The following is a 14,078-nucleotide window of genomic DNA, read 5'->3' as shown; positions in this document are numbered from 1 at the left end:
AACAAATATGCAGATTTTTATGAAAAACTTTGATAATTATCTTGAATATTTATTTGACTTGTGCTACTATTGACATTCCGTGTCCAAATTGATCTCTCAATTTCTTGGTGGCAAATCATCTACTCGTAATTGTAACAAATTATCAGTTAAGAACAAAATCTATCTATATATCGTTTTTTTAGCAGATAAAGTGCCACCCCTGGAAATTAAGGTAATCGGATACTGCGGTCATGAAAATATCAGCTTAGTGGAAACTTGCCACAAGCTGTAGTATGCTCTGGACAAAAAAAGTGAAACACCCACTTGTAGTCACTATCATTGACCTATTTTGGTCAAACAGATATATCTACAGGTGAAATTTGCCCTGAGTTTTTGTAGTTAATTAAGTGCAATGTCAAAGACCTATGACATACTTTTGCCACTCCTGGTGCATTCCACTTTTAAGATGCTTTGTTACCTCAAAGTAGAGGCTACTGTAAGGTTGACGGGGTAAATGGCGCAAAGGCATTCTTGCTTCTTGCGGTGTCCGACAACCTTTCTTGATATTGCAGCGGACACAAGCCGTGACGATATTTTCCCAAGTATCTTCACCCCCTCGTGATCTTGGCATGACATGATCGAGAGTTAACCCATCTCCTGTGTGACCACAGTATTGACAAGTATGGCTATCACGATGCAAGATATTTCGACGAGTCAGGGGAATTTCCATATAAGGAACGCGGACATAATGACGCAACCGAATTACGGTTGGCATCGGAAAATCCGAGTAAAGGAATTTACCGTTGTATTCTAAGCGTTCAGCCTTGCCTTTAATCAACAACACGGTGGCACGTCGCCAACTGGTGATGTTGAGCGGTTCGTAAGAGGCGTTCAGGACTAAAACCTTCCTCATGAATCTGCGCTCAAGGTATTAGTTTTACATATATTAGCACAAATACACCCCGCTGGGGATATGAGAATAATTTATACTTTTGTTCTTAACTAAGAAAGATCCCCGACTTCTTCAAGAAGTCGGGGATCTGAATTTGAAAAAAATCGCCATAAAGGAGCATTTAGGGGTTGACATTTGATTTTATATTTGTTATCGTAGACTTGATAAGGAAGAACTATCTTCCAATAATCAAAAGATTTTTGAGTTTGCGGATGCACTAATATTGCTCGTGCTACTATCTTGTATAAATCGCCGGATCAAAGTTAAACTTCCTGATTAAAGTGATATAGCTTCTAGGGGATGTGAGAAGCTTTTCGGTGGTGTGATAGGAGTAAAGTGTAATGTTAAGTCGCAAGCAAACCCCGATTTTTGCTGACAATCAGGAATGTGATACTTATGCTTGGTTTTCTCAGCGGGCTTGGGTAGAAATTGATTTAGGGGCTTTGTCTCATAACGTCAAGCAGTTGGTCAAGTTTTTATCACCACGTACCCAATTAATGGCGGTTGTTAAAGCTGATGCCTATGGGCATGGGGCAGTAACAGTTGCGAGGACTGCTTTGGAAGCGGGTGCTAGTTGGTTAGGTGTGGCAACAGTTCCCGAAGGTATTCAATTACGAGAAGATGGTATTAAAGCCCCAATTCTGATTTTAGGGGCAACCAACACACCAGAACAAATTCAGGCGATCGCTCATTGGCAACTTCAGCCCACACTATGTAGCCCTAAACAAGCTTTAGAATTTTCTAACACCTTAGAAACTATTAACTATAATTCCTCCTTATCTGTACATATTAAGTTGGATACGGGAATGTCTAGATTAGGCACTAATTGGCAACAAGCCGCAGAGTTTATCCAGTTGGTACAAGGATTACCCCATTTAAATATTGCCAGTATCTATTCTCATCTAGCAACTGCTGATAGTCTTGATGCTACAGTGATGACAGAACAGCATAGAAGATTTGCAGAAGCAACTGCACACATTAAAGCTAAAGGGATCAAAATTCCCAGTTTGCATTTAGCAAATTCCGCCGCTACCTTGACAAATCCAGAACTGCACTATGACATGGTGCGGGTGGGTTTAGCTATTTATGGTCTTTATCCTGCCACTCATTTACAAAATCAAATCAAACTGCAACCGGTTTTACAACTCAAAGCCAGAGTTACCCAAGTTAAAACCATAGCCGCAGGAACTGGAGTTAGTTATGGACATCATTTTATTGCTTCTAAAGAAATGCGTCTGGCTGTAGTTGGTATTGGTTATGCCGACGGAGTTCCCCGGAGTCTTTCCAACCAAATGCAGGTGTTAATTCGTGGGCAGCGCATACCGCAAATTGGCGCAATTACAATGGATCAAATCATGTTAGATGTGAGTTCCATTCCCGATTTGCAAGAAGGGGAAATAGTCACTTTGCTAGGACAACAGGGAAAAGAGCAAATATCCGCTGATGATTGGGCAAATTGCCTCAATACCATTTCTTGGGAAATTCTCTGTGGTTTCAAGCATCGTCTACCTCGTGTAGCTGTGATGTAGATAATTAGGGACATGGGGAAATATCACCGATACCCCATACCCTAATTTAAAATTGGGACTTAAATTTTGAGTCTTTTACCTATTGCCATAAATAATTTATTGTGCTAACATAAGTTATTAATGCGGATATGGCGAAATTGGCAGACGCGCTAGATTTAGGTTCTAGTTCCGAAAGGAGTGAAGGTTCAAGTCCTTTTATCCGCACTTTTAAACAGATAGTTCAGTTAATGGTGATGTTGTACAGCGACTAATTATATGTCGTCTTTGACAAACTGTGATTTCTGTTTGGGGCGATCGCAAAGCGCTGCTGCAAGCAGTTCGCATTCATGAACAATTGAGGGATAATATCAATAATTTTAGCTACTAACCCATCATTGAATCTTTCATGATTAAAGCATTATCATCTCACCCTCGTAATTTGGCTAATGTATTGTTGATGATATATTTTAGGTTAGGTTTTGAAAACTTATGCCTATTGTACAGCAATTTGTAGTCAACAATGCAAGATTCATTTTCTAATTCAGCAGGTAGGCATTTACAGGATGCTCAAATTCTTTTGGGAGAGCAACGGTGGGACAATGCAGTTTATCTAGCAGGTTATGTCGTAGAATGCTCATTTAAGGTACTTGTAGAGCAATATTTTAAGCATGATCAAAGGGCAGCAACAAAATATAACCATGACCTCTCCGAACTTGATGGAAGGTTAATGGAACGCTTACGGGTTATCTACCCCGTTCTGGATAAACAACTCCCTGCTTCACGAATAGCTGGTACTGTTTTAGCTGAAAATCATCCAATTAGGAGATATTTCAAATCTGGACATTGGACTGAAGCTGAAGTACAATCTGCTGTTCAACGTGCGGAAGAAATTTACCGAGAAATAATCTCTAAATTAGTGCTAGATGGCTTAATTTCCAGTAAAGATATTTAATAAATCATGATCAGTTTTAGTGAAACCTTTGATAAAGTGCAGGAATGCTTTAATGAAAATATCATTGTAGATACACTTATACCTAAACTCAAGTCTGTCACTATTATTCGTGACGTTAATGGAAAGATTAGAATTTTTCTTGAACCAAAACCATCAGAAACTACTAACATTGAAGAATCAGAAACCACAGACCTTAATAACTTTTTATCTACAAAACTTGGAAAGTATTATGGGAATGATATTTGGTTGCCGAAAAGAGACAAGGACGCTTACAAAGCTTTAATTAAAAGTATCGAAGCTGAAAGAGTTTTTGCATCTTGGGATCATGGGGATGATGAATCAGTTTTGCCTCGTTGGTATATTCTTGAGCGCCACATTGCTAAACAGGCATGGACAGATAATCAAGTAAGTACACCACCTTGGCCAGAGACAGTAGTTTATCAAAAATATAAACCTGCGATCATATCTTTTTTCTCTTTTAAGGGAGGTGTGGGACGAACTAGTAGTCTCGTTGCAACTGCATTGACTTTAGCCCGTAATGGTCATCGAGTTGCTATTGTTGATCTGGATTTAGAAGCACCAGGATTGGCTACAATTTTTTCACCAGATAATTCAAATAATCCAGGTGTGATTGATTATTTATTGGAAAAGAAAATTCAAGAACAAGATTGGAAACTGCGTACTCATTTGATCAGCATTAATGAACGGATTTTGCTAGATGATAATGGTGAGAGTATACAATTACTTCCGGCTGGAACAGTAGATAAAAATTATTTGGAGAAATTAGCTAGATTAGACTTTCAGAACCTTGTAAATGGTGAACTGGAAAGTACAATGGTAAGTATGTTAAAAGAATTGGAAAGTGCAGTCAGACCTTTAGATTTTATTCTAATGGATGCACGGGCTGGGTTTCATGATATTGGTGGCTTGGCGATCGCTAAACTCTCCCATGCAGCAGTGATATTTGGTACTCAATCACGTCAAAGTTGGGCTGGACTAACTCATGTTATTCGACATTTAGCAAGTCCTGGAGTTGATGAGCGTTTACCGTTGGTTCTTGTACATTCGATGGCTCCAGCAATCGGAATCTTAGGAAGAGACATAGAATTGAGAGAATTTCGGGAAAAAGCCTACGACCTTTTTCAAGAAAACTATTACTCTGTAGATGAAACTGTCCCTGATTCTAACGATAGAGAAGCACCATTTTTCCCCCTGGTTGTACCTTATCAGGAGAGTCTACGGGGGGACATAGCTCTATTTCTTCGCAACTCAACTTCAGAAGAATTCACTCGATTATCAAACCTTGTAGAAATCATGACTGATTCTTCCTATAAGGAGATTGCAGAAAAGTTATGTAATCTTTTTGGGCGTGAATTTCAAAAAAATAATTAGATTAAAACCTATGTCTGAAATTAATAAACACAAATTACTAGAATTAATAGAGAATATCGCCCCTGGTGAAGGAATTGCTGAACATGAAAGTAATGATCATGAAACATTCTTAAAAAACTTTTTACCCATAGCAGATTATCGTCGTGCTTTAGAACCAAATATATTATTAATATTAGGAGGAAAAGGAGTAGGAAAAACAGAATTATTCCGGTTGCTTGCAATTCCTTCAGGAAGGCAAGCTTTAGTTGAAAGCTTGGGAATTAGATCCTTACCCACTTTGAGTAAAACAACATGGGTAGCTGGCTTTTGCAAGGACAAAAAGCAATTTCCAGCACCAGAAAGTATAGAAAGGCAAATGGATAAAGCTACAAATATTGAATGGCGTAGCTTCTGGATTGGTTTAATTTTAGGCGTGTTATTACAGCAAGAAGATTTTAAGTTCAAGGATTTTCTAATTGAACAAATGGAGACAGAAATAGTCAACATTCTGAGGGATGACTTATCTCTTTTATCAATTTGGCAACCTATTGTCAATCAAAATCTTGAAAAATTAAATTCTGTCTTAGATAAATTAGATCAAAAACTCATTGAAACAGATGATTGGTTATTTGTTACGTATGATGAATTAGATCGATTAGTGGTTTCCTATACTGCCTTAGCAAGTCCAATTCGTGAACTTTTAGCTTTGTGGCTTGATCGATGGCGACGTTGGGATAGAATACGACCTAAAATCTTTTTGCGTACTGATCTATTTGGAGAGGAGTTTTTGAATTTTCCTGATGCTTCCAAACTGCAAGGCCATCAAGTTCGATTGGAATGGAAAACTTCATGGCTTTACCAACTTTTGGTCAAACGACTTGCAAACGCTGGATCTGAAATGACAGAATATTTGCAAAATATCCCAGAGTTGATTATTGAAAACAAAACTGGTTTGGGCTGGATTGCAACATCAAATGAAAAATTATTTGAAGAACTAATCGAAAGAATGATTGGTAAGTATATGGGGGCTAATGCTAAAAAAGGAATTACCTATCGTTGGATTCCCAATCACCTTCAGGATGCTGGTAGTCGAATTGCACCCCGTTCTTTTCTCAAGTTATTTGTTTTAGCCGCAAAAAGTAGAATAGAACAACACTCAACCGTTGAACAAAATATGCTACTTTTGCAACCCTCTGATTTACAGGAAGCTTTAATGAAGACTTCAGAAGAGAGAATTAAAGAATTAGCTCACGAGGAGTATCCTTGGTTAGCATCTCTTACAACAAGTTTAGCTGAACTTGTAGTCCCAATAGAGAAAGACAGGTTTTTAGAAGCAGTAGAATCTACAAACTGGAGCGAAAACCCCGAAAAACAACCGCCTCTAATTAACCCTGAAGAAATTTTGAAATATTTACTTCAACTGGGAATTGTAGAAAGTCGTTCTGATGGAAGAATTAATATGCCTGAAATATATATGTATGGATTTAAAGTTAAACGCAAAGGTGGGCTTAAACGTCCCAAGTAGAAACTCAGGTAGAGAGCAACTGCCAAAAAATAACCCCCTCTACTATAAGTAGAGGGGGTTTACAAAACTTAATATCCGCCTTCTTCTTCGTATTCCACTTGTCGTTCCTTGACCTTTTTGGGAATATTTACAGGCTTTGGTGCATCATCCCACGCATCACCATCCAGATCATCATCATAGTCATCATACTGGTCAGCGTAGGTCTTTTTGGCAGGTTTGGCTTCGTATCTGGGGGCTTCCTGATAACTATCCCTGACCGTCGCATCACTCCAGTTATCTTCTTCGTCTTCTTCATACTGAATTGACTCGTAAGAACGGGCTTTCATGACTTGACGCTGGGGTCTTTCTTCTTCTACATAGTCTTCCGTCCATTCCTCTTCTTGGGCTATGGGTTCGGGAATGCGGACTTTGGGACGGGGTGGTTGGAGAGGAACACCACTAGGTAATTGATTACTGGGTGCAACTGTCCTGGGGGTGCTATAGCCAAATTCTTCTTCTGCGTCTCTTTCCCAAGGGGCTTTACCAATTCCCAGCCGTTCTAAAACGCCCACAGTTAATTGGTTGACTCTTTCTTCAGCACCTTCAAATACAATTAACCGACTAGGACCGGTGCTGACTACTTCATCTATGGATAGTTCATAGGTACTCAAAAACTGGTCAGGAATTTGCGGTAATCCCAAGGAGGCAATGACGATAGAGTAGATTTTACCCGTTTCACCATTAAATTTAAAGCCTCTTACCTTGCCTAAAACTTCACCTGTTTCTGTGATGACTTCCCAGTTCATGAGGTTACTGAGAATCTCCACTTCTACATCTTCGATGACATCCTCGTTATCAACTAAAACAACATCACCAATTTGGTTGATGGTGTTGAGATACATATTACGAGGCAAACTAGAAATAGAGATGAGGCTGTCTCGCAGACTAAGCGCCACAACCTCTCTTTGATCAACATCAACCCAAATCTGACTCACGATACCTAGCCGCTTACCGTTGTCGCGGGTGATTACCTGAGTGTTTAATATATCGGAACGTCTAATTACTTGTTCTGAGGTCATTCTATAGGTCGTCCTGTTCGCTTAGCGTGCCGTAGGCAATCTCGAATCTGGTTTATGTATATGTCTATTTTTAACAGAAATTTGTCAGTTGTCAGTTGTTAGTTGTCAGTTGTCATTGGTAAGATGAATTTTTATTACCTTTCTTGCCTTTATCCTAATTAGATGATTGCAACTTAATACTCAAAACTTGAGTATACGCGCCTCTGGTTTGAGTTACGCCAGTTGTGCGCTGTGCTGATTCTATCATCGGACGGCGCAAGCTCACAATTATAAAGCTTGTTTCGCCTGTTGTTTGATCATTCTAGCTAATCATTCCCCGTTTGGCCCATTTAAAAACATATCAACTTTGTAATTGTGGCTGCATATTCTGATGACACATTTCGACCAGAACGGCAAAATTTATTGATATTAATATCTTCCTTTAGAAAGAAGAAGTAAAAAATTTTATTTTTAAAATTGTAGGTATAGCTGTTTGGAGCTAAACGAATATGGCTTTATACAAAATTGAAGACTTTATTGCTGACTCTAACTATGATAGTCCAGAGTTGAATGACAGTGAAGTTGAAAAAATTAAGCACTTTGATGTCTATTCAGACATAGATGATGATAAAGTTGGCACTGTCAAACACATATTAGTAGATGATTCGGGGCGTTTGCGTTATTTAGTTGTGGACACAGGTTTTTGGTTCTTTGGTAGACAAGTATTGTTGCCAATTGGACGTTCTCGAATTGACTACGATAAGCAGCGGGTGTATGCAATTAGGCTGACAAAGGAACAGGTAAAAAATTTACCAGATTTTAAAGATTTAAAAGAAATTGATTACGACTATGAGGAACGGGTGCGGGGAGTTTATCGTACATCAATAGCACAAGAACCTTTAGAGTCATCAACACCGCTAGAGTCACCCATAGCTGTAGATGCTCCACCAGTTTCTACTGAGAGATCAAGAGTTGCACCAGTTATTCCTCCGATTACGCCTGTTACACCTGATCGTCGTACATATAGGTATGAAGAAGAACCCAATCTTTACAATGTGAATGAGCAGGATCACAAAAACCTCAAACTATACGAAGAACGTTTAGTTGCGACCAAATCTCGTGTGAAGACAGGAGAAGTAACCGTTAGTAAGCACGTAGACACTGAAATGGTAACAGTCTCTGTACCTGTTCAAAGAGAACGCATAGTGATTGAACACACTAATGGAGAAAGGGGTACTCAAACTGGATCACCAACTGAGACTGATTTCCATCGAGGAGAAGTGACGCGGATGGAAACTTATGAAGAAATCCCTGATATTCATAAGGAAACAGTGCTGCGGGAGGAAGTCAATGTCAAGAAAGTAGTTGAACACGATACAGTTGAAGCCGAAGATACTATTCGTCGTGAAGAATTAGACGTTAATCGGAAAAATATACCATTAAGTGAGAGAAGAAACTAAGAAACGTGGATTGATTAGCTTTCAATTCTTTGGCGGTTGGGTGAAGCGATAGCGTAACCCAACATTAGATTACATAAATTAAGAGTTATCTTCTTAATCGTTGCAACAATTCCTGTATTGATAGCACAGGTATAGAAGAACTCAAAAAACCTTGAGCATCGCGTGTCACAATAGCGTCTAATCCTTGCTCGACTGCACAAAAATTTGAACGGCATCTTCAAAATCAGCCAAACCCGATTTGAACGCTGATTCTAAAACGACTCGGTTAACGGGACAAATAACCATAACACTAATTTGAGCGATTCCTGCGGAGTGCTTCGCTATCGTTAAAACATCAGCATCTTGGATAGGAGTACCTTTAGATTTTAATTTTGCATGAATTTCACAGGATTTTTCAATGATTTCTAAATCATCTAAAAATAATACAGGATAATCATTACAAAATCCATGAAAATCTACTAATTGTTTAGTAGCATTGAGAGATATCAAACCTCTTTTAATTTCATAGTAGGTTATACAACTAATAAATATTTCTGAACCGAGAAAGCTTAACTCCTTCAATTTATTATTTATAGTTATATTTTTCTTTAACGCATAACTAACAATATTTGAATCAAGTAAAAAATTCATGGGTTTATTTTCTCGCTACTGCTGCATCAAAAACCGCTATTTCTTCTGGTGTTAAATCGTTTAATGTCCCAGCAACAGCTTCTAATGTTAATATTTTACTAATTCTTCTGGTTAAATCATGTTCTTTAATTGCTCTCATTTCTTCTGGGGAAAATCTGCCAAATAATTCTATTAACATTTCAGTCATTTCATATTGATCTAATTTCACCATATAGAAACTACTACCACGAAATAGTTTATCTACAACATGAGAAATGCGTTCTGTTAGTTCTTGTTGATAGTCAGTTAATTGTTCTTGCATGATGTTTACTCTGTTTGTGCTTTGGAAAAATCTAATTCTTATTTATATTATATCGTTTAATAAATTAATTCTTTAATACTCATTCCCAAACAGCGAACTGCTTGCAGGAGCGCTTCGCTATCGCTCATAACTACCCCAATTTTCAGCGATCGCTATCAGACTTTATTTCTGGATCGGACAAACCTCAAAAGCCAATTCGTGGCGATAAAAACATACATTAAATTCTGCAAAAAAGTTCATGTGACCTAAAATCACAGGTACATCTGTTGATTGAGTCCACGCAAAGGCAAGTAAAACAGGTGCAAAAGGGGCTACTGTCCCAGTTAAAACTAGCCCTCGTGACTCACTATGAGCGAGATTTCCACTAAGTGGAATTTGAACGGTTTGACTCTCCCAGACTGCTCCTAACTGTAATCCAATTTCGTAGGGTAAGATATTAACACTAGCGCCCGTGTCCAATAAAGCCATAACTTCTATTAAACGTTTTCCATTAGTCAAGATTAGCGGCAAGTATGGCAAGATGCTAGAACGACCAGAACTGTCCGTGCGTTCTGTAAATAAAAAGCGATGACCCCCAAGCATTTTATACTCCCTGTGCCTCTACCAAAAGCCCAGACAAGGCTTGAACAGCTTCATGATCTGCTTGAGGTGACCATACAACCGCCTCAGTAAGAGTTAGTTGATTCATCAGCATATCCTCATGATGCTCATTACTTGCGGTATCTAGGCTACACCCTTCCTCTTCAGCTACTGCAAGCAAAAGAAAGTGTATAAGTCGAAGCTTATCTTGATGTGTTAGTTGACTAACAGTTGGTAGAAGTTCGCTAAGAGACATATTAAACATCAGGTTTTGCTATCTGATTTGGATCATAGCATCTTCTTAAATCTAGCCACATTGAGTAGCTATTTAGACATCGCTCACAACCACCCCAATTTTAAATGAACTGACAAGTCAGCGCTTACGCTAATGCACTTCTCCCAAATTCCCCAAACCGTTTATCATGGAATAAATCAAAGCTAAAAATCACTAACTCAAAAAACGTAAAGATATATGGTGAACAAAAGTAAACAAATTTACAATTACACTGTACTTCTGGAAAAGGAACAAGATGGGGGTTATCATGCCTTTTGTCCTGTTCTCAAAGGTTGTCATTCTCAAGGAGATTCTTTTGAAGAAGCAATTGAGAATATTACAGAAGCTATTGAATTATATATTGAAAGTTTAATAGCTGATAATCAACCTGTTCCTAAAGAGGATTTAATTGTTAAGCCATTAAGCATTTTAATATGAGTAATTTACCAAGTATAAAAGCTAAAGATTTTATTAAGGTTATCGAAACATTGGGTTTTTATTTTGACAGACAAAAAGGTAGTCATGCTATTTACAAGAATGCTAATGGTTTAAGAGTTGTTGTTCCAATTCATTCAGGAAAAGACATTAAACCAGGTACTTTAATGGGAATGATTCAAGATATTGGTATTGATAAAGAAACATTTTTTAAATTAGTACAAAAATAAAGTGATCGCACACAACCCCAATTTTAAACGAACTGCTTGCAGCAGCGCTTCGCTATCACTCTCCCAACTTATTCCTAAATAGCGATTCCTACGGAGCGCTTACGCTATCGCACACAACCCCTAATTTTACCAAATCATCCCCAAATTCAAAACAAAACCCTTTAAAACATCTTCCCCCGAAACCGTAGCAGGAGAATCCAAAACCTCAACCTCCTTCCCTGATCTATAAATCTCCACTTGACGAGATTTACGATTAATTAATATACCCAAACGTACACCATTATCTATATATTCCTTCATCTTTTCCTGTGTAGTCTTCAAACTATCACTAAGAGAAAGTAACTCAATCACAAAATCAGGACAAATAGGAGGAAACTTTTGTTTTTCTTCATCAGTTAAAGCATCCCATATTTCTAATTTAATCCAAGAAGCATCAGGAGAACGATCTGCACCATTTGGTAATTTAAAACAAGTGGAAGAATCAAAAGCTATCCCAGTACCATCAGCATCAGTCCAATTCATTACTTGTTGAGTGATTCTCGCATTTTTATTTCCTGTTTCTCCTCCCGTTGGTGGCATAATTATTAATTCCCCATTTGCAGTACGTTCAAATCTTAAATCACGGTTTGCTTGACATAGTTTAAAAAACTGGTCATCAGTCATTTTTATTACTGAATCTAAATTGACAGTTAAAGCATTCATTGTCATATCCTCATTGAATGTTCAGGGAGAAATTTTAACTATCTCATATCCTATTCTATATTATTAGTTACCAATTAATAGCAACTACCCCATAAGCGATTCCTACAGAGTGCTTCGCTATCGCACACAACCCCCTCAATTTTAAACGAACTGCTTGCAGCAGCGCTTCGCTATCGCACCCCACAAACCCAAACAGCGATTCCTACGGAGCGCTTCGCTATCGCTCACAACCCCAATTTTAAACCATCGCTCTCCAACATCCCCAAACAGCGAACTGCTTGTATCAGCGCTTCGCTATCGCACACAAATACCCTAATTTTCGGCGATTACTAGGTCGCGCTTCTTCATTAAGACACTAAGCAAATAATTAGTTAATAAAATTGAACTTATTTGTTATAATATTATTTGTGGTTAATAAGAGAGAAATTATCTTGTGAAATCTACATTTAACTGGAATCCAGAACAGACTTTACTCGAAAAACTGATCAATCTGGCTAGTAAACGTGGTCAATCACCGGAATCAATTATTAGTGAAGCTGTCAGATCATACCTGGAAATTCAATCACTAGAAACAGTTAATGATGCTGTATCTGATCCGTTAATTGGCTTATTTGCAGCCACACCTGATTTAGCTATTAATTCTGAAGATATTCTCGAAAATGAAGTGACAGAAAAATCAGGTTGGACATGGAAAAAACCCCAGCAGTAGCGGATACTGGCTTTGTTGTAGCATTGTTGAATCGTTTGGATACAATGCACAATAGTGTAACACCAGTATATACACAACAAAAACAAATTTTATTGCCACAAACAGTATTAGCAGAAGTGGCTTATTTAGTAGGACGTAATGCAGGTTCAGCAACATTAGTCGCTTTCTTAAAAGGACTATCTGCAAGTAGATTTATTTTAGTAGCTTTGACAGATCAAGATGTGATCCGTGTGGCGGAAATTTTGGATGAATATGCAGATAGTCGGATTGATTTTGTAGATGCAAGTGTTATGGCTATAGCTGAACGTTTTGATATTAAAAGAATATTGACTTTAGATCAGCGAGATTTTAGATTATTTCGACCTCAGCATTGTGATTGTTTTGAAATTTTGCCTTGAAAGAAATAATAGTTAATATATAAGCGCGATTACTGCGGATCGCTTCGCTATCGCACTCCACATCCCCAAACAGCGATCGCTCTCCCAACATCCCCAAAAGTGATCGCATTCCCAACATTCCCAAACAGAGATCGCTCCCAACCCCCTAATTTTAAACGAACTGCTTGCAGCAGCGCTTCGCTATCGCTCTCCCAACATCCCCAAACAGCGAACTGCTTGCAGCAGCGCTTCGCTATCGCACACAACCCCCTAATTTTAGACAATCGCACTCCCAATTTATTCCTAAACAGCGCTTCGCTATCGCACTTGTATTATTTCTGAATATCTATGGTGTATAGTTAAGTTAAAGTAAGAACATAAGAAAAATTCAATAATAGCAAAAACTATGTTGCAAGCAATTGAAGGTATTTACAAATACGGTAAAGTAGAATTAAGAGAATTACCAAAAGATATTTCAGAAAGTCTTGTGATAGTTACTTTTTTAAAGTCTGACAAACTTCCACAAAAAAAACAAATAATGCAGTTTGGTATGTTTTCTGGAAATCAGCCGTCAACGGAAGCAGATTTTGAAATTGCTGAATTTCATGGAGATAGTGAAGATAGCTTAGACTGGTCATAACTAATTATGAAATATGTCTTAGATACTCATGCTCTGATATGGTTTCTCGAAGGTAATTTCAAGTTAGGTGCAAATGCTAAAACTATCCTTTGTGATGGTAATTCGCAGTTAGTTATTCCTGCAACTACTTTAGCTGAGGCTGTTTGGATTGTGGAAAGAGGTAGAACATCTATTCCTACTCCTAAAGATGTTATTTTAGCCGTAGAATCAGATCCGCGTGTGGTAATTTATCCACTTGATCAAGACCTAATTGAAATGACCATGAGTTTATTTGCTATTAATGAAATGCACGATAGACAAATTGCGGCAACTGCGTTAGTTTTAGCAAGTAAAGGCGAAGTTGTGCAGTTATTGACCTGTGATCAAAATATCACTGCTTCAGATTTGGTTAATGTTGTTTGGTAGTTTGTAGATAAA

Annotated in this window: 19 protein-coding genes, 1 tRNA gene and 1 pseudogene; 12 read left to right on the top strand and 9 right to left on the bottom strand. The window is 38.0% G+C overall.

Annotated features, from left to right (window positions below; genetic code table 11):
- Positions 1–394 precede the first annotated feature (394 nt).
- Positions 395–892, bottom strand: a complete 498-nt coding sequence (locus FJR05_RS24165) for an HNH endonuclease (protein WP_039203468.1) — start codon at positions 890–892, stop codon at positions 395–397.
- 380 nt (positions 893–1,272) lie between these two features.
- On the opposite strand from FJR05_RS24165, the gene alr reads away from it, so the two are divergent.
- The 5 genes from alr to FJR05_RS24140 all read left to right on the top strand — a co-directional run bounded on the left by alr (position 1,273) and on the right by FJR05_RS24140 (position 6,287).
- Positions 1,273–2,460, top strand: coding sequence for an alanine racemase (gene alr / locus FJR05_RS24160; protein ID WP_168646457.1), 1,188 nt, complete (start codon positions 1,273–1,275; stop codon positions 2,458–2,460).
- Between the two features lie 122 nt (positions 2,461–2,582).
- Positions 2,583–2,664 (top strand) — tRNA-Leu (locus tag FJR05_RS24155).
- A gap of 295 nt (positions 2,665–2,959) precedes the next feature.
- On the top strand, positions 2,960–3,391 hold the full coding sequence (locus FJR05_RS24150) for a HEPN domain-containing protein (RefSeq protein ID WP_168646456.1): 432 nt from the start codon (positions 2,960–2,962) through the stop codon (positions 3,389–3,391).
- A 6-nt stretch (positions 3,392–3,397) separates the two neighbouring features.
- Positions 3,398–4,783 carry a KGGVGR-motif variant AAA ATPase gene (locus FJR05_RS24145; protein ID WP_168646455.1) on the top strand — a complete coding sequence of 462 codons (1,386 nt, stop codon included), beginning with the start codon at positions 3,398–3,400 and terminating at the stop codon, positions 4,781–4,783.
- Positions 4,784–4,793: 10 nt separating this feature from the next.
- The gene (locus FJR05_RS24140; RefSeq protein ID WP_168646454.1) at positions 4,794–6,287 is read left to right on the top strand and encodes a P-loop ATPase, Sll1717 family; all 1,494 of its coding nucleotides are present in this window, start codon (positions 4,794–4,796) and stop codon (positions 6,285–6,287) included.
- Between the two features lie 68 nt (positions 6,288–6,355).
- On the opposite strand, the gene FJR05_RS24135 is transcribed toward FJR05_RS24140, so the two are convergent.
- Together FJR05_RS24135 and FJR05_RS24130 are read right to left on the bottom strand one after the other, a co-directional pair.
- The gene (locus FJR05_RS24135; RefSeq protein WP_168646453.1) at positions 6,356–7,345 is read right to left on the bottom strand and encodes a PRC-barrel domain-containing protein; all 990 of its coding nucleotides are present in this window, start codon (positions 7,343–7,345) and stop codon (positions 6,356–6,358) included.
- A gap of 154 nt (positions 7,346–7,499) precedes the next feature.
- Positions 7,500–7,693, bottom strand: a pseudogene (locus FJR05_RS24130) (hypothetical protein); the annotation flags it as partial.
- A 140-nt stretch (positions 7,694–7,833) separates the two neighbouring features.
- On the opposite strand from FJR05_RS24130, the gene FJR05_RS24125 reads away from it, so the two are divergent.
- A complete protein-coding gene (locus FJR05_RS24125) occupies positions 7,834–8,784 on the top strand; it encodes a DUF2382 domain-containing protein (protein ID WP_168646452.1) in 951 nt (316 codons plus the stop codon).
- Between the two features lie 177 nt (positions 8,785–8,961).
- On the opposite strand, the gene FJR05_RS26780 is transcribed toward FJR05_RS24125, so the two are convergent.
- From FJR05_RS26780 to FJR05_RS24105, 4 genes are all read right to left on the bottom strand, one after another.
- A complete protein-coding gene (locus FJR05_RS26780; protein WP_254447074.1) occupies positions 8,962–9,414 on the bottom strand; it encodes a hypothetical protein in 453 nt (150 codons plus the stop codon).
- A gap of 4 nt (positions 9,415–9,418) precedes the next feature.
- Positions 9,419–9,715, bottom strand: a complete 297-nt coding sequence (locus tag FJR05_RS24115; RefSeq protein WP_168646451.1) for a hypothetical protein — start codon at positions 9,713–9,715, stop codon at positions 9,419–9,421.
- A gap of 162 nt (positions 9,716–9,877) precedes the next feature.
- Entirely contained in the window at positions 9,878–10,297 is a 420-nt protein-coding gene (locus tag FJR05_RS24110) for a hypothetical protein (RefSeq protein ID WP_168646450.1), read from the bottom strand.
- Position 10,298: 1 nt separating this feature from the next.
- Entirely contained in the window at positions 10,299–10,550 is a 252-nt protein-coding gene (locus FJR05_RS24105) for a hypothetical protein (protein WP_168646449.1), read from the bottom strand.
- A gap of 216 nt (positions 10,551–10,766) precedes the next feature.
- Here FJR05_RS24105 and FJR05_RS24100 point away from each other — a divergent pair, with 216 nt between their 5' ends.
- The gene (locus FJR05_RS24100; RefSeq protein ID WP_168646448.1) at positions 10,767–11,006 is read left to right on the top strand and encodes a type II toxin-antitoxin system HicB family antitoxin; all 240 of its coding nucleotides are present in this window, start codon (positions 10,767–10,769) and stop codon (positions 11,004–11,006) included.
- Entirely contained in the window at positions 11,003–11,233 is a 231-nt protein-coding gene (locus tag FJR05_RS24095) for a type II toxin-antitoxin system HicA family toxin (protein ID WP_168646447.1), read from the top strand. The genes FJR05_RS24100 and FJR05_RS24095 overlap by 4 nt, the downstream gene beginning before the upstream one ends.
- Positions 11,234–11,359: 126 nt before the next feature.
- On the opposite strand, the gene FJR05_RS24090 is transcribed toward FJR05_RS24095, so the two are convergent.
- Positions 11,360–11,935 carry a Uma2 family endonuclease gene (locus tag FJR05_RS24090; RefSeq protein WP_168646446.1) on the bottom strand — a complete coding sequence of 192 codons (576 nt, stop codon included), beginning with the start codon at positions 11,933–11,935 and terminating at the stop codon, positions 11,360–11,362.
- A gap of 433 nt (positions 11,936–12,368) precedes the next feature.
- Here FJR05_RS24090 and FJR05_RS24085 point away from each other — a divergent pair, with 433 nt between their 5' ends.
- Both FJR05_RS24085 and FJR05_RS24080 read left to right on the top strand, forming a co-directional pair.
- Complete coding sequence (locus FJR05_RS24085) at positions 12,369–12,644, top strand: hypothetical protein (RefSeq protein ID WP_168646445.1); 276 nt, start codon at positions 12,369–12,371, stop codon at positions 12,642–12,644.
- On the top strand, positions 12,623–13,042 hold the full coding sequence (locus tag FJR05_RS24080; RefSeq protein WP_168646444.1) for a type II toxin-antitoxin system VapC family toxin: 420 nt from the start codon (positions 12,623–12,625) through the stop codon (positions 13,040–13,042). The genes FJR05_RS24085 and FJR05_RS24080 overlap by 22 nt, the downstream gene beginning before the upstream one ends.
- Before the next feature lie 47 nt (positions 13,043–13,089).
- Here the strand turns inward: FJR05_RS24080 and FJR05_RS24075 are convergent, their stop codons facing one another.
- Positions 13,090–13,305 carry a hypothetical protein gene (locus FJR05_RS24075; protein ID WP_168646443.1) on the bottom strand — a complete coding sequence of 72 codons (216 nt, stop codon included), beginning with the start codon at positions 13,303–13,305 and terminating at the stop codon, positions 13,090–13,092.
- 122 nt (positions 13,306–13,427) lie between these two features.
- Here FJR05_RS24075 and FJR05_RS24070 point away from each other — a divergent pair, with 122 nt between their 5' ends.
- Positions 13,428–13,661, top strand: a complete 234-nt coding sequence (locus FJR05_RS24070; RefSeq protein WP_071187683.1) for a hypothetical protein — start codon at positions 13,428–13,430, stop codon at positions 13,659–13,661.
- Between the two features lie 6 nt (positions 13,662–13,667).
- Positions 13,668–14,066: a type II toxin-antitoxin system VapC family toxin gene (locus FJR05_RS24065; RefSeq protein ID WP_168646442.1), complete on the top strand. Its 399-nt coding sequence runs from the start codon at positions 13,668–13,670 to the stop codon at positions 14,064–14,066.
- The last annotated feature ends 12 nt before the right edge of the window (positions 14,067–14,078 follow it).

Origin of the sequence: Dolichospermum sp. UHCC 0259 (assembly GCF_009711935.1) — a bacterium.
GTDB lineage: Bacteria > Cyanobacteriota > Cyanobacteriia > Cyanobacteriales > Nostocaceae > Dolichospermum.
Note: the sequence above shows the minus strand (reverse complement) of the source record. Positions and strands in the feature narration are given on the sequence as shown.